This window comes from uncultured Roseobacter sp. (assembly GCF_947492555.1).
GTDB lineage: Bacteria > Pseudomonadota > Alphaproteobacteria > Rhodobacterales > Rhodobacteraceae > Roseobacter.
In genome coordinates this window covers 950,207-970,994 of the sequence record NZ_CANLNE010000002.1, presented here as the reverse complement: position 1 = coordinate 970,994, position 20,788 = coordinate 950,207, and the positions used below count along the sequence as shown (strand labels likewise).

The window sequence follows — 20,788 nt, the reverse complement described above, 5'->3', positions numbered from 1 at the left end:
ATTTATCTCATCCTCAACGTGTCCGAGCCGATCAGTCCGGTCGACAGCGCAAGGCCCATTTGGGTCACTGCATGCAAAGAGCACTCGCGAAGCGCCGAGCAATGGCGGGAAGCTCAGGAGCACGCATGCGGCAAGCACCCATAGGGCTGTGCGTTGACTTGGCGGTTGCAAAACCAAGTACAGACCCCACCATGAGTGACTTCCGGACCCATCACTTAGGCAGACGTCCGGATGCCTCCCGACATACTGTACTTTGGGCTCACCGCGGTCACCGGTCTATTCCTGTTCAATCGAACTGACCCAGCTCCGCAGGAAGGTGTCGCGCCTGAGCCGGTCGAGGAAAACAAGCAGTCCGGGGCCCAGACGGATTGGCCGGATCACATTTTCATCCTCCCCGGCCCCGCTGACCACTGGGGGAAGGCCCGTTGCCGTCGCCAGATCCGGGCGTAGCCGCATTGCAGCAAGAAAATCGATCATCAGTCCAGCCGCCTGGGGCGCCTCTGCCGTCTGCGGAATCACTGCCGTTCGCAGCATCACCGAGACGAAATCATCCATCTCGACAATTACAATGCCGGGCGTATCCTGAAGCCGGGCTTGCGCATAAGAGCCAAGCACGTTGTAGGCCAGTGCTAACTCGCCGTGAGCCACCGCATTGATCATTTCCCCGGAACAACAGTAGAGCCGCGTATTGAGCCGCCCCATCACTTCCGTCAGCCGCCAGAAGCTTTCGGTATTGCGTGAATCCTGTGTCGCAAAAAGATACCCCAGCCCCGAGACGCGCACGTCATAGGTGCCGACGCGCCCGTCGAAAACCTGCGGATGGTCGCGTAGTAGGGCAATCAGCCCCTCGCGGTTCTTCGGGATGTCGAGCGCCTCGAAGGCTTGTGCGTTCAGTACCAGCACTGCCGGTTCCTGAGTAAATGCAAAGACCCGGTCACGCCATTTCGCCCAGGGCGGCAAGGCGGCGGTGGCATCCGAGCTGTAACGCTGTGCCAGCCCATCGTTGGCCAGTTTGGTCTGCAAATCCATCGCCGAGGAGATCGCCAGATCATAGGTCGCATTTTCGTCGTAGAGCGCTGTCATCACCTGCGCGGAACTGGCCACGTCATAGGTGATCGGAATGGGATGGAGAGCCTGAAAAGCCGCGATGATCGGCTCGAACACATCGGCATCTGCGGTCGAAAGGATGCGCAATTCGGTGCCACCTGGCGCCGGATATCTACGGCTTTCCTCTATCTCGAAGGCCTGAACCACGCCCGTGACAAGGCTCAGGAGCAGGGCAAGACAAGCGTGACGCATGCGCCGGGTCCTCTCTCATTGGGCGCGATCTCCAGCGCGCCGCAGTGGGCCTCGGCCACGTCGCGTACAATGGTGAGGCCGAGGCCGGAGCCCACCACATCTTCCACATTGGAGCCACGCGAGAAACGCTCGGGCATTTGCGCTACATCTTCAGCCACGAATCCCCGGCCTTGATCGCAAATCTCCAGACGGCAGGAGGGACCCGGGATGAGCCGCACCGCGATCTCGGTGTCGGCAGGCGAGTACTTGATTGCGTTGTCGAGGATGTTGCGCACTGCGTTTTGCAGCAAAATCGCGTCACCTTGTACGCGCAGAGCACTGTCCGGCAGATCGCGTGTTATCGTGATATCCTTCAGATCTGCAGTGGGCGAGAGCCGGTCCACCGCGTCGCGCAGCAACTCGGCGGGGTCGATCTCTTCGGTCTCCAACTGGTCCGAGCGCAGGGTGACCATCGCGTGATCCAGAAGCTGTCCCGCGGACCGCGAGCTTTCGTCCACGGCGCGGATCATCTGGCGCAGGGCGGTGCGGTTTTCGGGTTTCTCCATCTGCAGATGTACCATCTCTGCCTGCGTACGCACGGTGGCCAACGGCGTGCGTACGCGGTGCGCGGCCTCGACGATCAGATCCTCAGAGCGCGTCAACGCGGACCGCAGCCGCGCGATGAACCCGTTGAGCCCCCCTACCAGCGGGGCCAATTCGGTGGGTGTTTCCGCCGTCACTGGTCGCAGATCGCGCGGACCCCGCCGCCGCACCGCTTCTGCCAGGCGGCTAAGCGGGGCAAGGGCGTTTTGTGCGGCGAAACTGCTGAGCGCCGTGGCTGTCAGGAAGAACACGACACCAATGGCCGTCGCCGTGGTGGTGATGCGCGAGGAGATCGCCGCCAGCCCCAGCCGGGTCTGCGCCACCACAACCTCCACCCGGTGGATGCGGTCTGCGGCATTCAACGCCCGCCGCACCACGACCGCACGCACTGTGTCGTCACGGTAGAGATAAGTGCCAAAGCGCGGATCACGTCCCGCCCCGCGCACCTCCGGTACCGGTAAGTCGTCGTAGCCTGTCAGTGTCTGCCCATCGAGGATCACGTGATAGAACACCCGATCTTCGCTCACTGTCCCCAACATGGACAGCGCCGAATAGGGGATTTCGACGCGCACCACGCCTGCATCAGTATAAACTGCATCGGCGATGGAGGTGGCGGAGGCGGCAAGGATGTTATCCTGCGTCGCCTCCGTCGCGCGCTCGGCCACCACTCGCAGCGCAAAAAAGAACGCCACCGACAAAAGCGCTGCGACCAGCGCCAGTTGCACGACCAGACGGCGGCGAATGGAACTGGGCGTGCGAGTCATTCCCGTCGTACCATCCGGTACCCCAGACCACGTACGGTTTCGATGGTCGCCTGGGTCTCGCTGAGCTTGCGCCGCAGACGCCCTACATAGACCTCAATCGCGTTTTCGGAGACATCATCGGCGAAGGAAAACAATCGGTCCATCAGGTGCGACTTGGAGAAAATCTGTCCGGGTGCCGCAAAAAACACCTCCAACAGGCGCATCTCGCGATTGCGCAGCTGCTCGGAGCGTTCCCCCGTCGTAATCGTGCCCGCATTCGAATCGAATATGAGCCCCGCGAATTCCTTTTTATTGTCTGCGGCGCCGCCGAGGCGCCGCATGACGGCGCGCGCACGGGCCTCCAGCTCGGCGAAATCGAAGGGTTTGGTGATATAGTCATCTGCCCCCAAGTCAAGCAACCCGACCCGGTCTGACACCTCCGAGCGCGCGGTCAAAACAATCACAGGCGTGGGGTTATCCTGCGCCCGGTGACGGCGCAGAAACTCGCGCCCATCACCATCCGGAAGCATAATATCAAGCAAAATCAAATCGTAAGCCACCGTGCGCGTGGCCAGTTCCGCATCCGCCAGATTGCCCGCATGATCCACCACATGACCATCCACCGCAAAGCGTCCCGTCAGCGCGCGGGCCAGATCGACGTTGTCTTCAACTAGCAAAAATCTCATCTCGGGGCGGTGTTCTTCCTGCGTGACAGGTTGGTGTCAGGTTCCTACAGTCTTTTGACCACATGAAACGGGTGGAAACCCGTCAAGTCAAATGGGAGGAACCAATGACACAACGCTTTTTCAAGGCGCTCATGACGAGTGCCGTCTTGTCCGCAGGGCTGGCCGGCGGCGCGTATGCCGCGGAATGCATCGCGCCCGCGAACCCCGGCGGCGGCTGGGATTTCACCTGCCGCCAGATCGGCAAGATCATGTATGACATCGGCGCGGTCGACCAGCCCGTGCAGGTCACCAACATGCCCGGTGCGGGTGGCGGTCTGGCCTACAACCACGTGGTCAGTGAGCGTGCGGATGACAGCGATGTCGTCATCGCCGCGTCTTCGGCCACCACCACACGTCTGGCCCAAAACGCCTATGCGGGCATGACCGCCGATCAGGTGCGCTTCGTGGGTGCCATCGGCGCTGATCCGGGCGTGATAGCCGTGGCCGCAGACAGCGATTACCAGTCGCTGGGCGATCTGGTCGAGGCAATCAAGGCCGATCCGGGCTCTGTTGCCTTTGCCGGTGGCTCTGCCGTGGGCGGGTTTGACCACCTCAAGCCGCTGATGATCCTGAAAGAAGCGGGCTTCACCGATATCACATCGGTGAAATACATCGGTGTTGACGGTGGCGCGGATGCCATCACCCAGACCGTGGGTGGGTTCACCCAAGCCATGACCGGCGACATGTCCGAGATCGTGTCGTTCCTCGCCAATGGCGATATCCGCGTGATCGCGGTGCTGACCGAAGAGCGCGTACCGGGCTTTGACGACATCCCCACCGCCAAGGAGCAGGGCTTTGACGTGGTCGCGGTGAACTGGCGTGGCCTCTACGTGCCCAAGGACATCTCGGACGCCAAGTTCGATGAATGGGCCGGGAAGCTGCAGCAGGTCGCAGACAGCGACGAATGGGCCCAGGCGATGGCCGACAATGGTCTGGCGCCCTTCACCAAGGTGGGCGGCGATTTCCAGGCGTATGTTGATGGACTTGTGGCCGAGATCAACGCCATGTCCAAAGAGCTTGGGGTCCTTCAGTAATGGCCTCGGACCGGATTTTTGGTCTGGTCTGTCTGATCACGGCGGTCGCGTATATCGCGGCCGCCACCCAGATCCAGACGAACCTCTTCTCGGGTGAGTTTCTGCCCAAGCTCTTTCCGCTTCTGATCGGTGGTGTGGCGGCGCTCTGCTCGCTGACTATCATGTTCAAGCCTGACCCGGACCCTGATTGGCCGATAGGCCGCACATGGGCGGCGATGGGTGTGGCCGTTCTGGTGCTCTGCATCTATGCAGTGATGATCACGCCGCTGGGCTTCATCCTGCCCACGGCGATTGCAGCGGGCATCCTGAGCTACCAGATTTCGCCGAACGTGAAGCCTGCGATTGCAGCGGGCATCGGGTTGTCACTGGGGCTGTTCGTTCTGTTCAAATTCGCTTTGGGCTTGGGTAATATCGTCGCCTACAAGGTGCCGACGGCAGCCAAGCTCTGGGACGCGATCTCAATTCTCATTCCATTCGTGGGGCACTGACATGGATATCCTTGCCAACCTGGCGCTCGGGTTTTCCGTGGCGCTGTCGCCGTTCACCCTGTTCCTGGCGGTCTGCGGCTGTTTTCTGGGCACCATCATCGGCGCGCTTCCCGGTTTGGGCCCCTCCAATGGCGTGGCGATCCTGATCCCGATCACCTTCACGCTGGGTTTGGACGCGACCTCCGCGCTGGTGCTGATGACCTCAGTTTACTACGGCGCCATGTATGGCGGGCGGATCTCCTCGATCCTGCTGAACATCCCCGGGGACGAGCCTGCGCTTATGACCACGCTCGACGGCTACCCCATGGCGAAACAAGGCCGCGCGGGCGATGCCCTGGTGCTTTCGGGTGTTGCGTCTTTCGTGGGCGCGCTGCTGGCTACGGTGGGGCTGATGTTGCTCGCCCCCACGCTGGCACGCGTGGCCTTCTTCTTCGGCCCTGCCGAGTATTTCGCGCTTTATCTGCTGGCTTTCTGCACGCTGGGCGGCATGGCCTCGAACAACCAGGCCAAGGCGGCGCTGGCGGCCTGTATGGGCCTTGGCATCGCGATGATCGGGGTGGATTCATCCTCTGGTCTGCCGCGCCTGACCGGCGGCAACCTGCACCTCTTTGACGGGATCGATTTCCTTGTCGCCATTGTGGGGCTCTTCGCCATCGCAGAAGTGTTTTTCTTCATAGAAAGCCACGGCAAGGGCTCCTCCATCGGTGTGAAGCTCGACAAGGTACGCATCCCCTGGAAAGACATCATGGCGACCAAGTGGACCATGCTGCGCGCCTCCGGTGTGGGCTTCATCGCGGGTATTCTGCCGGGCGCGGGCGCGTCGCTGGGATCCTTTCTCGCATACATGACGGAAAAGTCGATCGCGGGTGAAAAGGGCGGCTTTGGCACGGGTGTGCCCAAAGGCGTGGCGGCCCCCGAGGCAGGCAATAACTCGGCAGCGGGCGGTGCATTGGTGCCCATGCTGACGTTGGGCGTGCCAGGGTCGGGAACAACGGCGGTATTGCTTGCGCTGCTGATGACCCTGAATATCACGCCCGGGCCCACGCTCTTTACGGAAAAGGCCGATGTGGTCTGGGGCCTGATCGCGTCTTTGCTGATCGCCAATGTGGTGCTGTTGCTGATGAACGTGCCCATGGTCAAGATCTTCGTGAAGATCCTCTCGGTGCCCGCCTGGGTGTTGTTGCCGGGCGTCACGATGATCTCCTTTGTGGGCATCTACTCGCTGTCGGGCAGTTACTTCGATCTGCTGCTGATGGTTGGCTTCGGTGTACTGGGTTATATTTTGCGCAAGCTCGATGTGCCCACGGTGCCCGTGATCCTCGGCATCCTTCTCGGTGGCAAGATGGAAGACGCCTTGCGCCGCGCCATGACCCTGTCTGACGGAGACCCCATCTACCTCTTCTCCAGCCCCATCGCGATCGGGCTGTGGGTGGCGGCGATTGCAGGGTTTGTGGCCCCGATGTTCCTGCGCGGCGTGCTGAAAAAACCACCGGCGGTAACAGACTGATGGACGGCGCAGCCGTCCTGCCCGGCTTTGCCGGGCATCGCCAGGGCGCAAGCGCGGGCGGGCCAAGGCCCGCCCGCGCTTGCGCCCTGGCCCACCGCCCCACCTCCACCGGGTGGCTGCTATGACCAGGGTTTTGATCCCTTCTGGCGCGCTCGGTCTCAACTATGACCCCGAGGCACTGGCCCGTGGCCTTGCCGCCAAGCCGGATATCATCGCCATCGACGGTGGATCAACCGACAGCGGGCCTTCCTACCTGGGACGCGGCGTATCGAAATACGCTCGCGCCTCAACCAAACTGGAGTGGGCCGGGTTGATGGCTGCCCGTGCCAAGGCGGGCGTACCTCTGGTCATTGGAACCGCAGGCACCTGCGGCACCGACAGCGCAGTGGACTGGATGCTCGACATCACTCGCGAGATTGCGTCAGAGCATGGCACAACTCTGAAAGTGGCGGTCCTGCGCTCTTCCCAAGACCCAGACCGCATCGCGCAGAGCTTCGAGGCCGGAGAAATAACACCTCTGCCGGGCGCCCCGGAGGTCAGCACGACAGACATCCGCGCCTGCGCCAACATTGTGGCCCTTGCAGGCATCGAGCAGATCGCCGCCGCTATCGAAACCGGTGCGGATATCATCATCGCCGGGCGCACCACCGACACTGCGATCATAGCCGCCTTACCGCTGATGCAGGGGTGTCACGCGGGCGGAGCCTGGCACGGCGCCAAGATCGGCGAATGCGGCGCGCTCTGCGCCACGAACCCGCAGTCCGGCGTCATTCTGATCGACTTCGACACCACCGGCTTCACCGTCACGCCCCTTGCGGACGGCGCGCATGCCAGCCCACACACCGTCTCGGCGCACATGCTCTACGAGAATTCCGACCCATTCATCCTGCATGAACCGGGCGGGCATCTGGACGTAACTGCGGCCAGCTACACCGCCCTCAATGACACTTCCGTGCGGGTCGAAGGTTCCAAGTGGGTGCCCTCGGACCGCTACACCGTCAAGCTCGAAGGCGCCCGGCCCGCAGGCGCACGCACTGTTGTCATGGCGCTTCTTCGAGACCCACGATACGTCGCAAATGCCGCTGCTTGGGCAGATGACATCGTAACGAAATGCACCGCCAAAGTGCTGGACCGAATGAACATCTGCGCCGAAGACTTCAGACTTGAGATACGGCTGATGGGCCAGTCTGCCAGTTTCGGCGCATTAGAGACCCGTACCGGCGATCCTGTCGAGATCGGCGTCATCGGCATCATCACCGCGCCGTCCGAGGCTCAGGCTGCTGAGATCGGCAAACTGCTGAACCCCTACCTGCTTCATCACCCGCTGACGCAGGAGGAGGAACAGCCTACATTTGCCTTCCTCTTTTCCCCGCCTGAAATGCACCAGGGCATCGTCTACGAATTCACACTGCATCACGTGTTGCACCTTGAGAATCCGATGGACGCGTTCCGACTGGAGGTCATCGACATTGGCTGAGCTAGGCACTCTCGTCACCAAGGTCCGCAGCAAGAACGCTGGCCCCTTCTGGCTGACCGTTGACATCTTCTGTGGCAACGCGGAGGTCTATTCCCGGGTTGTCCGCGACCTCAAGACAACGCAAATTGCCGACGTCTTTCATGCCGATAGTCAAACCATAAAGCGCTTCGATATGCCCAACCTGAACGTGGTTAAGTTTTCTTTACCCCGCCCCACAGTGCAAGGCGCGATCGGTGACCGCGACATGCACGGCGCGTCCTGGGCAGCTTTGGTAGGTGAGCTTGATATTTAAGGGTTTTTTACCTGTATGAGTATGGATTGGATAACAGTCTGTTCGCAATCACGCGACAATAAAGCCCCCTGATCTTCGTAGTTTCGAGCAAAAATTGCCATATTCCGACCGCATTGCGTTTGTAGTTTCTGGTGAACAGCGCAATACGCGAGGCACAAATGCACCTTTCCATCGTCGTTCCATGCATGAACGAGCAGGACGTCATCCCGGCACTGGTTGAACGTCTGGCTGCCGCCATTGAGCCGTGGAAAAAAGATGCCGAGATCATATTGGTTGACGATGGGTCCAGCGACGGAACGTGGGAAGCCATCCAGGATGCCTGTCTGCATTGCGCAAACCTCGTCGGCGTCAGGCTTTCGGCAAACCGCGGCCACCAGATCGCGCTGACCGCTGGCTTGGAAGCAGCGAAGGGCGAGCGGATCATGATGCTGGACGCCGACCTGCAGGATCCCCCGGAATTGCTTTCTGACATGATGCTGATGATGGATCGAGGGTATGACGTGGTCTACGGACGCCGGATCGAACGTCAGGGAGAGACCATCTTCAAACGCGCAACCGCCTATCTGTTCTACCGCCTCCTGAATACCATGTCCGATGTGCCGATCCCGCGCGACACCGGCGACTTCCGTCTGGTGAGCCGCAAGACGCTGGACGCGGTGCTGGCAATGCCGGAACGGTCGCGCTTTATCCGCGGTATGTTCGCCTGGGCCGGGTTCCGGCAGATCGGAATCGAATACACCCGCGCGCCGCGTACCATCGGTGAGACAAAATACCCCTTCCGCGCGATGATGCGCTTTGCCATCGACGCGATGACATCCTTCTCGACCAAGCCACTTAAGCTTGCCACGCGCCTCTCGTTCGCCAGCCTGGGCATTACCGCGCTGATGGCAATCTATGTCGCCTATTCGCTGATCCTCTACCAGACCGCCCCCGGCTGGGCTTCGGTGGTGCTGGCGATCAGCTTCTTCTCGGGTGTGCAACTGCTGACGCTGGGCATTATGGGCGAATACATTGGGCGGCTCTACGTGGAAGCCAAGAACCGCCCGCTGTACTTTGTCAGCGAAGAGCTGCGCGATGCCACTCCAGTCACCATGCGAAAGTCTGCGTAATGCACGTCCTTCGTTTTGCCCTGATCGGCGGACTCGTCGCCCTTGTTTACTTCCTGCTGTACCTCGGGTTCCTGCAGCTGGGGATGGCGCGCGGATTTGCCAACGGTCTGGCCTTCCTGCTGGCAATTTGCCTGCAATATGTTGGGCAGGCTGGATTCACATTCGGCAAACGGCTGGATGATCCGCAACAGGTGCTACGCTTCGTGGTGATGGTTGGCCTCGGCTTTGTTGCCTCCGGCCTGATCACCGGTGTGATTGGCCCCGCCCTTGGGATCGCCGATTGGGTGGCAGCTGCGACTGTCACGGTCGTTCTGCCCGTCCAAAACTACATTCTCATGACCATCTGGGTCTTTGCAAAACAACAGCACACCAAAGGAAACCTGTCATGACCCATGTCTACAACGACACGTTTTTCGACTACATCAATCAAAGCGCACGCGCCTCCGCACAAAGCTTCACCAAGCTTCTGTACCCGCTGTTACGCCCCGAAAGCGTTATTGATCTTGGCTGTGGCCGAGGCGTTTGGCTCAACGAATGGCAGCGCGCGGGCGCGACGGATGTACTGGGCGCAGACGGCGACTACGTCGATCCTGAAAATCTCGACATTGCAAAGGACGCCTTTCTGCCCACCGATCTGACTGCGCCGTTGAAAACCGACCGCCGGTTTGATCTGGCCCAGAGCCTCGAAGTGGGTGAACACCTGCCCGAGTCTGCTTCCGAGACGCTGGTGGACAGTCTGACCGCCGCTTCGGATCGTGTGCTGTTTTCCGCTGCCGTTGTTGGGCAGGGGGGTGAATTTCACATCAACGAACAGCCATTGTCGTACTGGCAGGCGCTTTTTGCCGCCCGCGGCTACCGCGCCTATGACTGCGTGCGACCCCATCTTCAGGACAATCGCGACGTGGCACCATGGTATCGCTACAACGCCATTCTCTACGTGAACGACGCCGGACGCGCAGGCTTGCCGCAGGAAATCTTGCGCCACGAACTGCCACAAGGACAGCGCGTTGAAAACGGGGGCGACACGATGTGGCGGTTGCGCTGTGCAATCGTGTCGCATTTGCCGCGCAACACCGTGACCCAGATCGCAAAGCTGCGCGCGGCAGTGCTCGCAGCCCGTGCACGGTTCGGCGGTCGTTCCGAACGCGCGTCAGCCTGATGACGATGGGGGGTACGGATATGGCACAGACCGGTGCGCCAGAGCGGTTCAGCATCGGGCCCGTCTTATGGATCTCGCTGGCGTTTATCTTTGTGATCTCTCTGCCCAATCTGATTGATCCGATGATCCGTCACGATGACTTCCCCGCTTTGCTGGGATACGGTGACGCCTTTTATCACAAAACACTCCATGAGGGGCGCTGGATCAACTACATCTGGCATCTGCGCGAGATCATCACACCCTCGTGGTTGAACTTCGCCGTCTACCAGATCTGCTGGGCCATCTTCGCAGCCAGCATCGCGGTATTGGCTGCGCCCGGACAGCGCATCACCCTGATGAGCGTATTGTTGGCGGCGCTGGTGCTGCTGACCCCGCCGGCCACCCTGATTTCGCTATGGTTCAACACGCTGCAATTGGGCATCGCCATCATCGCGATCTATGCCGTGATTGTCTGCAAATGCTCGGAACGGACATCGCGCATGCTGCTGCCGGTCTTCACCGTGCCTGCGCTGATGGCCTATACCACCTACCCGCTCCTGCTTCTGGCCCTGTGCCTGATGCGCACGCGCAACCGTTCGGTCCGGGATCTGTTCTGGCTGATGGTGCTGTTCGGCGCCAGTTTCGTCGGAGCGATCCTGATCACCTACGCCCTCAACTGGTACTTCCACGGTATCTTCGGCATTCCCTTGGCCGAGTGGCGACAAGCCGTCCCTGCGGGCAGCTTCTCTGAGATGTGGGGGAACCTGGGCGCCGCGCAAGAGACGTTCATCCTCTTCTTCGGCAAATCAAGCTTTGCATCCAACAGCGTGTTCTTTGCCCATGTCATCGCCCTTGTTCTGGCAACCGTCGTGCTCGCACAGCGCGCGCCGCTTGAGGTCCTGTATCTCTATGCCGGGCTGCTCACCGGTATTGCGCTCATCACCCTACAGGCCGTCAAGCTGGGGATCGTCGTGCCAGCACGTGCACTGATCTTCTTCTGGATCTTTTACGCAGTGATCGTCGTACGCGGCATCCAGGTATTGAACGACCGGGGAGCTTCAGCAGCCCGACTGGGTGTCGCTGCGATTGTGGTGGTCCTGTTCAGCTACGGTGCGCAGGCGCACAAGCGCTACACCCTCTATCATGAGTGGCAGGGGCAAACCCGGCAGAGCGCCGAGGATCTCGCCGCCCTTCCCGCCCCCTACTACGTCCTCGGCAGGGCCGTACACAGCGAGGCAGGGATGAGCGCCTCGATCCAGTCGAACTTTGCCCTGTTTTTCCGGATCACGCAGCTAACCGGTCAGGAGCCGCTGCTGTGCGACAGCGAGGGTGTGGATTGCTCAAACCTCGACAGGGCGGCTGCTCTGGCACAAGCCACGTCCGACTGGCACGTAGGTCAGATCGACGGCAAAACCGTCCTCGTGATCCGTGAGGTCGACGACCCGGGCGAGGTCGGTCTGAACGGTGCGACCACAGGTGCATGGACGCCGAACGGTTGATCCCTTTACATTTATGCTGCTCTCAGGGAACCAATAGCGTAAACCGCCGTTGAAAACACAGGGAGGCGCGCCGTGCTTGCCTGTCTTGCCGCAAACAGAGTACGCCCCGGATGCAACTGATCTTTGTCTTCCTTTTCTGGTTGCTCGCTGTTGCGGTGGTGTTCACTACCCTTGCACCGCTGACGAACGGCGCGCAGTGGTGGGTGCGGGGCTGGGATTTTCCGCGACTGCATATTGCCTGTGCGGCGGTTGTCGCTGCGGTTATCGGCCTGTTGCTTTTCAATACGTGGACACAGATTGCGGCAATCGTCCTGGTCGGTTGCGCAATCTATCAAGCAGTGCGCATTTACCCCTACAGTCCGCTTGCCAAAACCGAGATCGCTCTGACATCCGGCATACCGGAGGAAGATCGCGTTTCGTTGCTGTCCATCAACGTGCTGATGGAAAACACCGAGCACTACAAGCTCCGCCAGTTGATTGATCGTGAAGACCCGGATGTGCTTTTCCTGATGGAGACGGACGCGGTCTGGGCAAGCGCACTCGAAGAACAGCTTGCCCGTTACGAAACGGTTGTTCTGCATCCCCTGGTGAACCACTACGGTTTGATTTTCGCCACGCGCCTGCCCGCGCGCCGGGCTGAAACCGTCTTTTTGAGCGACGATGAAACCCCCACAATACTGGCCGAGCTCGAAACACCGACCGGTGGCTTTTTCTTTGTTGGGCTGCACCCCAGGCCCCCGGTTCCGGGCAACGACACCGAGGCGCGGGATGCCCAGATCAAGCGTGCAGCACTGCTTGCGGATCGTACCTACCTGCCCGTGGTGGCCATGGGAGATTTCAACGATGTTGCCTGGTCCTGGACGGCAGAACGGTTCAAGGAATATGGCAATTTCAGAGATCCGAGGGTTGGTCGCGGGATGCTTTCCAGCTTTGACGCGAACTCATGGCTGATGCGGTTTCCGATCGATCAGCTCTATCTGACAGAAGGCTTGGATCTTGCCACCTTCGACCGGCTGGAACACATAGGATCGGATCACTTCCCCATGAAAGCAGTCATCGCGGTCACGGCTGATAAATAGCCCGGCCCGTTTCCCGCCGGGAACGCAGCCCAGCCCAAAGCATTGGTGCCACGTTGATCGTGGTGCAGGATAATAGGCCAATGGGCAACGATGGCTTTGGCAAAAGACTCTACACTGCCTGCGGCATCCATTTCACCGCATTAACGTCCAATACCGGTTGCCATTTGCAAACGAACCAAACTAGGTCTGTCAGGCAGGTAGACCAATACTGGGAAAAACGGCGTCGTGGACTTGTTTCTGAAAGTTGTCGAAATTACCGCGCCGGTTTTCCTTCTCGCCGCAATTGGCTTTGTCTGGGTGAAACTCGGGTTTGAGTACCGGGTTCAATTCGTCACACGGCTATCAATGACGCTGGCAGTCCCCGCACTCATTTTTGTTGCCCTCATGGAAACGGAAATTCCAACGGATGCGCTGTCACGCATCAGTCTCGCGGCGATAGCTGGGTACGTGATCGCCACAATCGCCGCTTGGGCGATCGTGCGGCTGGCCAACCTGGAAATACGGACCTATCTGGCGCCGATCGTCATGGGAAACACCGGCAATATTGGACTACCTCTGGCCTTCTTTGCTTACGGAGATGAAGGTTTGGGATATGCTGTCGTCGTTTTTGCAGTGTCCGCAATCTACGCCTTTACCTTTGGCGTCTGGATTGTCTCGAAGGCGAGTTCACCCCTTGCCATGTTCAAGGAACCCATGGTCGCCGCAACGTTACTGGGCGCATTGTTTCTGTGGCAGGGCTGGCAAACGCCGGTTTTTGTCACCAACACCATTTCGCTTGTGGGTCAGATGGCGATCCCGCTGATGCTTGTCACCTTGGGCGTAGCGGTAGCCCGGCTGACGCCCAACAACCTTGGCCGTTCGTTCCTGATTGCCCTTACAAAAACCAGCCTCTGCGTCGTCATCGCTTGGACCATCGGTGTCTGGTTCGAACTGCCCGACGTTGCCTTTGGCATCTTGGTTCTCCAGCTTGCGGCCCCTGCCGCCGTCACCAGCTATCTGATCGCCGAGAAATATGGCGCTGACGCGCAAGCGGTTGCAGGTCTTGTTGTCGTATCAACATTGCTGTCGATCCTGACGCTGCCCGTGTTACTGAGCATCGTTTTGTGAGTTGCCTGAGTTGAAATCGAGCTGCATCATCCGGCTTGACCGCCTGAACCACAGACCCCAGTTTGATGTAGATAAGTGAGCGAAAGCGCGACGGTGCGAAATCTGGCGAAACCAACTGTTCTATTTGTTCTGATGGTCCTTTTTGCCGTCTCCTGCTTGGTCTTTTGGGAAACTCTGAAGGATTCTGGATTTATGGAGCGCGCCTTTCACGAGGACAGCGCGGGCGATGCCAATACCGTCGTTTTGACAATTGCTTTCGTGACAGCGGTTGTTTCGCTGATTGCCGCCTTGATCGGCCTGATTACAGCCATCCTGAATTTCGAGCGAAAATAGGTGTGCACCTGCTGCCTACCCTGATTACACCCGCGCGTCATGACTGGATACCCGGTTGAGTGGCGATCCCTGAAGGACTCGAACCCTCAACCTGCTGATTAGAAGTCAGCTGCTCTATCCAGTTGAGCTAAGGGACCGCTGTTGCCGTACATGCCGCAGCGCGCCGCATCGTGCAAGTCTTAGAGCGCGCGCGTCATGAAAACACTCAGCGGATCGTCAACGTAGTCGCCAAATGGCGGGCATTCTGAAAAACCGGCTTTCTCATAGAGCTTTCGAGCGGCCAGGTGCTCATCTCCGGATCCGGTCTCAAGGTTGAGGTGTTTCAACCCAAGTGCACGGGCCTCTTGCATCAGAGCCGCCACCATCGCCCGCCCCGCGCCGCGACCCCGTGCTTCTTGCGCGGTATGCATGGATTTCAATTCACCCCAGTCACCAAAACTGCGGAGAGCACCAATAGCAAGAATCTGACCATGATCCCTCAAGGCGAAAAGCGAGATATCATCAGCGGCGAGGTCTTCAGACGGCAAGACGTGACAGCTCTCGGCAGGAGACTGGGAGCGCATCAGCTCAAAGTGTCGGTCCAGTAGTGTGGCGACATCGCCCTCCGACACCTGCGCGCGGGCGATATCGAATCCCGTCAGTGTGTCCATGCGCCCCGTCGTCCGGTTGCGAAATTCTCACCATAGCCACCGGGACGAATGTTCGGACGCCGCTTCTTGGGTTCCTGTACATCCGCGTCGATACCATTTTCCTGCGCATATTCGACTGCGGCTGTCTTGGTCTTGAACCGCAGGCGCACCTGGCTTTGCGTGTCATCCGAAGAGGTCCACCCCATCAACGGATCAACTTCACGCGCCGAGGCCGGGGCGAATTCCAGCACCCATCCATGGGTCTTGGCGGTCCCGGATTGCATCGCCGTTTTGGCGGGCTGGTAGATGCGTGCGCGCATGGCCTGGCTCCTCATAGGTCTTGCCTTGTATATCGGAGATTTAACCCTCTGGAGCAAGATACCATTTCCGCCCCTGCCGTCAGATTGAGCACCAGTTGCAAACAATCTTCTCAAAAATCGTTGCGATTAAGATTTCGCTAACCTTGATTTCCCAACATCCGACTCACGTGGACGAGATGGGATTGATGTGTGCCGATATGAGACATGGGTTTTCTGAAGCTGCGCTGCGCGGGTTGGAGGAGTTGGAGCGTCGCATTCCAAGCGGTGTCGAAACCAGGCCGTTGAACCCTGGCGAATTTGCCGGGCATGGCGGCGGGCCGTCACCGCATTACATGGGGCACCGCGCGCGACTGCGCACCCGTTTTCTGACAGGGGGTCACGCCCCGATGCCGGAATACGAACTCCTGGAGCTGTTGCTGTTCAACGCGATTGAACGCATCGACGTGAAACCGCTGGCCAAAAAGCTGCTGGAAACCTTCGGTGATCTAAACGGCGTGGTAGCCGCCTCAGAGCACCGCCTGTTGCAGGTCCGGGGCACCACCAAGAAAGTCTATCTGCAACTTCGTCTGGTCGAGGCTTTTGCCCACCGTATGGCACAGGCAAAGGTGCTGAAACGCTGTGCCCTGTCGTGTTGGGAAGAGCTGATTACCTATTGTCGCACGACCATGGCGCATCGGGACACCGAACAATTCCGCATTCTGTTTCTGGACAACAAAAACGTTGTCATTGCGGATGAAGAACAGGCGCGGGGCACGGTCAATCACGTTCCGGTCTACCCGCGCGAGGTGGTAAAGCGCGCATTGGAACTGAACGCCTCGGCGCTTATCCTCGTGCACAACCATCCATCGGGCGATCCGTCTCCCAGCCAGGCGGACATCGCCATGACGGAACAGATCGTCATGGCCTGTCAGGCAATCGATCTGCGAGTGCATGACCATGTCATCATCGGCAAGACGGAAGAGACGTCTTTCCGAACGTTAGGGCTGCTCTGAACGCGGGACCATACTCCGCCGCAAGCGCCTGAACGTTGACAGAATGGCGTCAGCCCGGTGAGGATGGGTCACCCGGAACAGGAAAGGCGTGATCCATGCGGCTGCCCTTGCGTATCTTATCGACCCTTGCAGCAACGCTGCTGCCGGCGACGCTGCCCGCCTCGCAAAGCTGCACCGAAGATGCGATGATCGTCTTCGACGGGTCCGGGTCCATGTCGGAGATGGGGTTCAACCTGCTGGATGAGCCGCGCATTTTCGAGGCGCGCCGGGCAATCCATGACAGCATCCCGCAGATTGCGGCCGTGCGGCGCCTTGGCCTTGTGATCTACGGTCCCGGCCTGACAGCGACCTGCGGCAATATCGATCTGCGCTTTGGCCCGCGTGCTGAGGCCGCACGCCCAATTATTGATGCCGTCGACGGTCTGCAGCCCGCAGGCGAAACCCCTCTGACGGATGCGGTGGCGCAGGCTGCCGAAGTGCTCGACTACCGCGCCCGTCCGGGTGTCATTGTCTTGTTGACCGATGGCAAGGAAACCTGCAACGGCCAGCCCTGTGTCCTCGCGGCCACCCTGGCCGCAGATGCTCATGACCTCACGGTGCATGTGATCGGATTTAAGGTGCGCGACGATCATTTCGGTTGGGACAACCCGCAGGATGAAGGTTACGAACGGCGCGTAGCCGTCGCGCGCTGCCTTGCCGATCGCACCGGTGGCACCTATGCCTCCGCGGAGACGCTCGATGAGTTGACAGAAGCGCTGACCCGCACGCTGGGCTGTCAACTGATCGGGCTGCGGACCATCGACCGGAACCACCTGCCCACCTGACAATTTCTGTCATCAGGCGAGGCTGGCCCCTTGAACCCCCGACGTTTCATGACACTTTGGAGGTAACTCCAAGGAGCACCGATGCCCTACGCCCAGACCGATTCGTCCGAAGCCCCCGTGATCATGGCCAACCCGGCCCCAGACGTGCGCAGCCGTCCCAAGCTCGAGGGCGGTAGACAGTTCGTCATGGCCACGGAATTCGAGCCCGCAGGCGACCAACCGACCGCAATCGAAGAGCTCAGCACCGGGGTCCGCGATGGCGAGCGCGATCAGGTACTGCTGGGCGCCACCGGCACCGGCAAGACTTTCACCATGGCCAAGGTGATCGAGGAAACCCAGCGTCCCGCGATCATCCTTGCCCCCAACAAAACTCTCGCCGCCCAGCTTTACGGGGAGTTCAAAGGGTTCTTTCCGGATAACGCGGTGGAGTATTTTGTCAGCTACTACGACTATTACCAGCCCGAGGCCTATGTGGCGCGCTCTGATACCTACATTGAGAAGGAATCCCAGATCAACGAACAGATCGACCGGATGCGCCACTCCGCCACCCGGGCGCTGCTGGAACGCGACGATGTGATCATCGTGGCCTCTGTCTCCTGCATCTACGGCATTGGCTCGGTCGAAACCTATGGGGCGATGACGCAGGACTTGAAAGTGGGGTCGAGTTACGACCAAAGGCAGGTCATGGCCGATCTGGTGGCGCAGCAGTACCGCCGCAACGATCAAGCCTTCCAGCGCGGCAGCTTCCGCGTGCGCGGCGACAGTCTGGAGATCTTCCCCGCCCACCTCGAAGACCGCGCCTGGAAGTTGTCTTTTTTCGGCGAAGAACTGGAATCTATCACCGAGTTTGACCCGCTGACCGGTGAAAAAACCGACAATTTCGACCAGATTCGCGTCTATGCTAACAGCCACTACGTGACACCGAAGCCGACGATGCAGCAGGCGATCATCGGTATCAAGAAAGAGCTGAAGATCAGGCTGGATCAGCTTGTTTCTGAAGGAAAATTACTCGAAGCGCAGCGGCTGGAGCAGCGCACCAACTTCGATCTGGAGATGCTGGAGGCCACGGGCGTCTGCAACGGCATCGAGAACTACTCGCGTTATCTCACGGGCCGCGCGCCGGGCGAGCCGCCGCCCACGCTCTTCGAGTTCATCCCCGATCACGCCATCGTCTTCGCCGACGAATCCCACGTCTCCGTCCCGCAGATCGGCGGCATGTACAAGGGCGACTACCGCCGCAAGTTCACGCTCGCCGAACACGGCTTTCGCCTGCCCTCCTGCATGGACAACCGGCCCCTCAAGTTCGAGGAATGGGACGCGATGCGCCCGCAATCTGTCTTCGTCTCGGCCACGCCGGCGAGTTGGGAGATCGAACAGACGGGTGGCGTTTTCACCGAACAGGTGATCCGTCCCACCGGCCTGTTGGACCCGCAGGTGGAGATCCGCCCGGTCGAGATGCAGGTGGACGACCTTCTCGACGAGGTGCGTAAGGTCGCCGCCGACGGCTACCGCACGCTCTGCACCACGCTGACCAAACGCATGGCCGAAGACCTCACCGAGTATATGCACGAACAAGGCATACGCGTGCGCTACATGCACTCCGATATCGACACGATTGAGCGCATTGAGATCCTGCGCGACCTGCGGCTCGGTGCCTTCGACGTGCTCATCGGGATCAACCTGTTGCGCGAAGGTCTGGACATCCCCGAATGCGGGCTGGTGGCGATCCTCGACGCGGATAAAGAAGGCTTCCTTCGCTCCGAAACCTCGCTGATCCAGACCATCGGGCGGGCGGCGCGCAACGCCGATGGCCGCGTGATCATGTACGCCGACCGCATCACCGGCTCGATGGAGCGCGCGCTGGCCGAGACCGACCGCCGCCGCGCCAAGCAGATCGCCTATAACGAAGAGCACGGGATCACGCCCGCGACGGTGAAAAAGAACGTCGAGGACGTCCTCGCCGGGCTCTACAAAGGCGATACCGACCAGAACCGCGTGACCGCGAAGATCGACACCCAGATGGCGGGCGGCAACCTGCAAGCCGTGCTCGACGGGTTGCGCGCCGACATGCGCAAGGCGGCGGAGAACCTGGAATTCGAAGAGGCGGCCCGTTTGCGCGACGAGGTCAAACGCCTCGAAGCGGTCGATCTGGCCATCGCCGACGACCCCATGGCCCGGCAATACGCTGTCGAGAAAGCCGTTGACGACGCCAAGAAAGCCTCAGGACGCAGCACCATGGGCCGCGGCGGGATGCGGGGTGGCACACGGCGGAAGCGGAAGGGGCGGTGAGTGACCAATCCGAAAATCGCACAAACCTTCGAAAGTACTTTCAATAGATTTGTGCAAACGAGAATGGCCGGGTTCCGGCTGGAAGACTTTCTAGAGGAAGGAGTTCCGGAAGGACAGAAACACGCAGACTATGTATTCCCCGAGCAGCGGATAATCGTCGAACTCAAAACGCTAGTCAAAGATCATGGCGACCGCGCTTCGGTCACCCGACATGTGGCCGATGGCCTGGATAAGTACAAGTTCCCAAAGACTTGCCTAGGCCAATGGCTCTCGGGAAAGGCTCCTTTGCCCAGACAGGTCGCAAGATACGTTGATCGAAAGGTACAGAATTCAATAAAGGGCGCAGTCCGTGGTTCAAACGGCCAGATAAGGTCGACACAGCAGTTGCTGTCAGAACCACATGAGGGAATCCTCATGATTGCAAATTTGACGGAGACAATGTTCGGACCAGTAGAATTGCTCAAGAACTTCGCAAAACATGCCTTGGAGCGAAGGAGCCTTGCGATCGACGCAATCGTTCTGATCACGCCGGGCGTCGCTTACTCGGCTGAAGGAAGCCTGCCACAGCACTATCTAATGCCTGTCTATCGCGAAGGGAAAACTCATTTAGGAGATTTCGTAGAACCACTGTTAGAAAGCTGGATTGATTTCGAAGCCTTAGAGCTTGGTCAGGAGCCAGATGTAGAAATCGCTAATCAAATTGACGAAAAGAGCAAAAGTGCTCGTCCCAACCTGCGATATAGACCATAGACCCACCACGACGTGGAGTTAAGTCGGCTTACAGCGCCCGACCCTAGGGTGGGCGTGAAGCGCCCTCCCTGGGGGGAGGGTCGGGCGCTGCCGTGCAAAGCACGGCTGGGTTGGATGGCGGACCGCTCTCGCAAATGCAGCCAAAGATGCGCCCGACCGGGTTTTGTGCTACACTGCCCGCATTTCAAACCAAACCCTTTTTAAATCGCGAGTATTTATGACCCAGTTTGCCTTTGGCTATGCCTTCGCCCTTTTCACCGCGCTCATCGTCATTATCGGCGATTTCGCCATCAAAACCGCCGCCGACGCGGGCCACACGATCACCTCGACCTATGTCGCCATCGGCGTGGTTCTCTACGGCGTCTCCGCGCTCTTCTGGTTCTACGCCATGCAGCACGTCACGCTGGCGCAGGCGGGTGTGGCTTATTCCATGTTGACGCTCGTCGCACTCGCCCTCATCGGTGCCGTATGGTTCGGCGAGGCCCTGCACGCGCGGGAATACGCAGGGCTCGGCTGCGCGCTGCTGTCGATGGTGCTGATGAGCCGGCTGGCCTGAACCGTCAGCCCCGTCT

The 20,788-nt window shown here is 59.8% G+C and carries 22 protein-coding genes and 1 tRNA gene; 17 read left to right on the top strand and 6 right to left on the bottom strand.

The genetic code is table 11. The features are described from left to right. Positions 1 to 276 precede the first annotated feature (276 nt). Genes Q1A07_RS11745 through Q1A07_RS11735 form a run of 3 tightly spaced genes read right to left on the bottom strand, consistent with a single transcriptional unit; the run spans position 277 to position 3,310 of the window. Positions 277 to 1,299 (bottom strand): substrate-binding domain-containing protein, encoded by a 1,023-nt coding sequence (locus tag Q1A07_RS11745; protein ID WP_299780903.1) that lies wholly within the window; start codon positions 1,297 to 1,299, stop codon positions 277 to 279. Further along, the gene (locus Q1A07_RS11740) at positions 1,269 to 2,645 is read right to left on the bottom strand and encodes a sensor histidine kinase (RefSeq protein ID WP_299780901.1); all 1,377 of its coding nucleotides are present in this window, start codon (positions 2,643 to 2,645) and stop codon (positions 1,269 to 1,271) included. Before Q1A07_RS11740 ends, Q1A07_RS11745 begins: the two co-directional genes overlap by 31 nt. Further along, positions 2,642 to 3,310, bottom strand: a complete 669-nt coding sequence (locus Q1A07_RS11735) for a response regulator transcription factor (RefSeq protein ID WP_299780899.1) — start codon at positions 3,308 to 3,310, stop codon at positions 2,642 to 2,644. The genes Q1A07_RS11740 and Q1A07_RS11735 overlap by 4 nt, the downstream gene beginning before the upstream one ends. Before the next feature lie 104 nt (positions 3,311 to 3,414). Here Q1A07_RS11735 and Q1A07_RS11730 point away from each other — a divergent pair, with 104 nt between their 5' ends. The 12 genes from Q1A07_RS11730 to Q1A07_RS11675 all read left to right on the top strand — a co-directional run bounded on the left by Q1A07_RS11730 (position 3,415) and on the right by Q1A07_RS11675 (position 14,412). Beyond that, complete coding sequence (locus tag Q1A07_RS11730; protein WP_299780897.1) at positions 3,415 to 4,383, top strand: tripartite tricarboxylate transporter substrate-binding protein; 969 nt, start codon at positions 3,415 to 3,417, stop codon at positions 4,381 to 4,383. After that, a complete protein-coding gene (locus Q1A07_RS11725; protein WP_299780895.1) occupies positions 4,383 to 4,871 on the top strand; it encodes a tripartite tricarboxylate transporter TctB family protein in 489 nt (162 codons plus the stop codon). The genes Q1A07_RS11730 and Q1A07_RS11725 overlap by 1 nt, the downstream gene beginning before the upstream one ends. A 1-nt stretch (position 4,872) precedes the next feature. After that, entirely contained in the window at positions 4,873 to 6,378 is a 1,506-nt protein-coding gene (locus Q1A07_RS11720) for a tripartite tricarboxylate transporter permease (RefSeq protein WP_299780893.1), read from the top strand. 121 nt (positions 6,379 to 6,499) lie between these two features. Further along, entirely contained in the window at positions 6,500 to 7,855 is a 1,356-nt protein-coding gene (locus Q1A07_RS11715; RefSeq protein ID WP_299780891.1) for an acyclic terpene utilization AtuA family protein, read from the top strand. Next, complete coding sequence (locus Q1A07_RS11710; RefSeq protein ID WP_299780889.1) at positions 7,848 to 8,147, top strand: DUF4387 family protein; 300 nt, start codon at positions 7,848 to 7,850, stop codon at positions 8,145 to 8,147. The genes Q1A07_RS11715 and Q1A07_RS11710 overlap by 8 nt, the downstream gene beginning before the upstream one ends. Positions 8,148 to 8,305: 158 nt before the next feature. Continuing rightward, positions 8,306 to 9,256, top strand: a complete 951-nt coding sequence (locus tag Q1A07_RS11705; RefSeq protein ID WP_299781983.1) for a glycosyltransferase family 2 protein — start codon at positions 8,306 to 8,308, stop codon at positions 9,254 to 9,256. Then, complete coding sequence (locus tag Q1A07_RS11700) at positions 9,256 to 9,645, top strand: GtrA family protein (RefSeq protein WP_299780887.1); 390 nt, start codon at positions 9,256 to 9,258, stop codon at positions 9,643 to 9,645. The genes Q1A07_RS11705 and Q1A07_RS11700 overlap by 1 nt, the downstream gene beginning before the upstream one ends. Continuing rightward, positions 9,642 to 10,415 (top strand): methyltransferase domain-containing protein, encoded by a 774-nt coding sequence (locus Q1A07_RS11695; protein WP_299780885.1) that lies wholly within the window; start codon positions 9,642 to 9,644, stop codon positions 10,413 to 10,415. Before Q1A07_RS11700 ends, Q1A07_RS11695 begins: the two co-directional genes overlap by 4 nt. A gap of 20 nt (positions 10,416 to 10,435) precedes the next feature. Beyond that, complete coding sequence (locus Q1A07_RS11690) at positions 10,436 to 11,893, top strand: hypothetical protein (RefSeq protein ID WP_299780883.1); 1,458 nt, start codon at positions 10,436 to 10,438, stop codon at positions 11,891 to 11,893. 110 nt (positions 11,894 to 12,003) lie between these two features. Continuing rightward, positions 12,004 to 12,972 carry an endonuclease/exonuclease/phosphatase family protein gene (locus Q1A07_RS11685; protein WP_299780881.1) on the top strand — a complete coding sequence of 323 codons (969 nt, stop codon included), beginning with the start codon at positions 12,004 to 12,006 and terminating at the stop codon, positions 12,970 to 12,972. Between the two features lie 225 nt (positions 12,973 to 13,197). Next, entirely contained in the window at positions 13,198 to 14,079 is an 882-nt protein-coding gene (locus Q1A07_RS11680) for an AEC family transporter (protein WP_299780879.1), read from the top strand. A 192-nt stretch (positions 14,080 to 14,271) separates the two neighbouring features. Beyond that, the gene (locus Q1A07_RS11675; RefSeq protein WP_299780878.1) at positions 14,272 to 14,412 is read left to right on the top strand and encodes a hypothetical protein; all 141 of its coding nucleotides are present in this window, start codon (positions 14,272 to 14,274) and stop codon (positions 14,410 to 14,412) included. 60 nt (positions 14,413 to 14,472) lie between these two features. Here the strand turns inward: Q1A07_RS11675 and Q1A07_RS11670 are convergent. The 3 genes from Q1A07_RS11670 to Q1A07_RS11660 all read right to left on the bottom strand — a co-directional run bounded on the left by Q1A07_RS11670 (position 14,473) and on the right by Q1A07_RS11660 (position 15,361). Then, a tRNA-Arg gene (locus tag Q1A07_RS11670) sits at positions 14,473 to 14,549 on the bottom strand. A 42-nt stretch (positions 14,550 to 14,591) separates the two neighbouring features. Then, positions 14,592 to 15,062: a GNAT family N-acetyltransferase gene (locus tag Q1A07_RS11665; protein ID WP_299780875.1), complete on the bottom strand. Its 471-nt coding sequence runs from the start codon at positions 15,060 to 15,062 to the stop codon at positions 14,592 to 14,594. After that, the gene (locus Q1A07_RS11660; RefSeq protein WP_299780873.1) at positions 15,050 to 15,361 is read right to left on the bottom strand and encodes an ETC complex I subunit; all 312 of its coding nucleotides are present in this window, start codon (positions 15,359 to 15,361) and stop codon (positions 15,050 to 15,052) included. The genes Q1A07_RS11665 and Q1A07_RS11660 overlap by 13 nt, the downstream gene beginning before the upstream one ends. Positions 15,362 to 15,558: 197 nt before the next feature. Between Q1A07_RS11660 and radC the strand changes: the two genes are divergently transcribed. The 5 genes from radC to Q1A07_RS11635 all read left to right on the top strand — a co-directional run bounded on the left by radC (position 15,559) and on the right by Q1A07_RS11635 (position 20,772). Then, positions 15,559 to 16,353 carry a DNA repair protein RadC gene (gene radC / locus Q1A07_RS11655; protein WP_366523738.1) on the top strand — a complete coding sequence of 265 codons (795 nt, stop codon included), beginning with the start codon at positions 15,559 to 15,561 and terminating at the stop codon, positions 16,351 to 16,353. A 95-nt stretch (positions 16,354 to 16,448) separates the two neighbouring features. After that, on the top strand, positions 16,449 to 17,177 hold the full coding sequence (locus Q1A07_RS11650; RefSeq protein ID WP_299780851.1) for a VWA domain-containing protein: 729 nt from the start codon (positions 16,449 to 16,451) through the stop codon (positions 17,175 to 17,177). Positions 17,178 to 17,258: 81 nt separating this feature from the next. Next, entirely contained in the window at positions 17,259 to 19,466 is a 2,208-nt protein-coding gene (uvrB, locus tag Q1A07_RS11645; protein WP_299780849.1) for an excinuclease ABC subunit UvrB, read from the top strand. Next, a complete protein-coding gene (locus tag Q1A07_RS11640; protein WP_299780847.1) occupies positions 19,467 to 20,216 on the top strand; it encodes a hypothetical protein in 750 nt (249 codons plus the stop codon). A gap of 217 nt (positions 20,217 to 20,433) precedes the next feature. After that, positions 20,434 to 20,772 (top strand): EamA family transporter, encoded by a 339-nt coding sequence (locus Q1A07_RS11635; RefSeq protein ID WP_299780845.1) that lies wholly within the window; start codon positions 20,434 to 20,436, stop codon positions 20,770 to 20,772. Positions 20,773 to 20,788 lie beyond the last annotated feature (16 nt).

Bases quoted from the DNA above. Each gene is read 5' to 3' on its own strand.
- uvrB (WP_299780849.1), top strand. From the start codon at position 17,259: ATGCCCTACGCCCAGACCGATTCGTCCGAAGCCCCCGTGATCATGGCC.
- Q1A07_RS11665 (WP_299780875.1), bottom strand. From the start codon at position 15,062: ATGGACACACTGACGGGATTCGATATCGCCCGCGCGCAGGTGTCGGAG.
- Q1A07_RS11700 (WP_299780887.1), top strand. From the start codon at position 9,256: ATGCACGTCCTTCGTTTTGCCCTGATCGGCGGACTCGTCGCCCTTGTT.
- Q1A07_RS11720 (WP_299780893.1), top strand. From the start codon at position 4,873: ATGGATATCCTTGCCAACCTGGCGCTCGGGTTTTCCGTGGCGCTGTCG.
- Q1A07_RS11685 (WP_299780881.1), top strand. From the start codon at position 12,004: ATGCAACTGATCTTTGTCTTCCTTTTCTGGTTGCTCGCTGTTGCGGTG.
- radC (WP_366523738.1), top strand. From the start codon at position 15,559: ATGAGACATGGGTTTTCTGAAGCTGCGCTGCGCGGGTTGGAGGAGTTG.
- Q1A07_RS11660 (WP_299780873.1), bottom strand. From the start codon at position 15,361: ATGCGCGCACGCATCTACCAGCCCGCCAAAACGGCGATGCAATCCGGG.
- Q1A07_RS11715 (WP_299780891.1), top strand. From the start codon at position 6,500: ATGACCAGGGTTTTGATCCCTTCTGGCGCGCTCGGTCTCAACTATGAC.
- Q1A07_RS11690 (WP_299780883.1), top strand. From the start codon at position 10,436: ATGGCACAGACCGGTGCGCCAGAGCGGTTCAGCATCGGGCCCGTCTTA.
- Q1A07_RS11705 (WP_299781983.1), top strand. From the start codon at position 8,306: ATGCACCTTTCCATCGTCGTTCCATGCATGAACGAGCAGGACGTCATC.
- Q1A07_RS11740 (WP_299780901.1), bottom strand. From the start codon at position 2,645: ATGACTCGCACGCCCAGTTCCATTCGCCGCCGTCTGGTCGTGCAACTG.
- Q1A07_RS11650 (WP_299780851.1), top strand. From the start codon at position 16,449: ATGCGGCTGCCCTTGCGTATCTTATCGACCCTTGCAGCAACGCTGCTG.
- Q1A07_RS11730 (WP_299780897.1), top strand. From the start codon at position 3,415: ATGACACAACGCTTTTTCAAGGCGCTCATGACGAGTGCCGTCTTGTCC.
- Q1A07_RS11725 (WP_299780895.1), top strand. From the start codon at position 4,383: ATGGCCTCGGACCGGATTTTTGGTCTGGTCTGTCTGATCACGGCGGTC.
- Q1A07_RS11695 (WP_299780885.1), top strand. From the start codon at position 9,642: ATGACCCATGTCTACAACGACACGTTTTTCGACTACATCAATCAAAGC.
- Q1A07_RS11745 (WP_299780903.1), bottom strand. From the start codon at position 1,299: ATGCGTCACGCTTGTCTTGCCCTGCTCCTGAGCCTTGTCACGGGCGTG.
- Q1A07_RS11635 (WP_299780845.1), top strand. From the start codon at position 20,434: ATGACCCAGTTTGCCTTTGGCTATGCCTTCGCCCTTTTCACCGCGCTC.
- Q1A07_RS11735 (WP_299780899.1), bottom strand. From the start codon at position 3,310: ATGAGATTTTTGCTAGTTGAAGACAACGTCGATCTGGCCCGCGCGCTG.
- Q1A07_RS11675 (WP_299780878.1), top strand. From the start codon at position 14,272: ATGGAGCGCGCCTTTCACGAGGACAGCGCGGGCGATGCCAATACCGTC.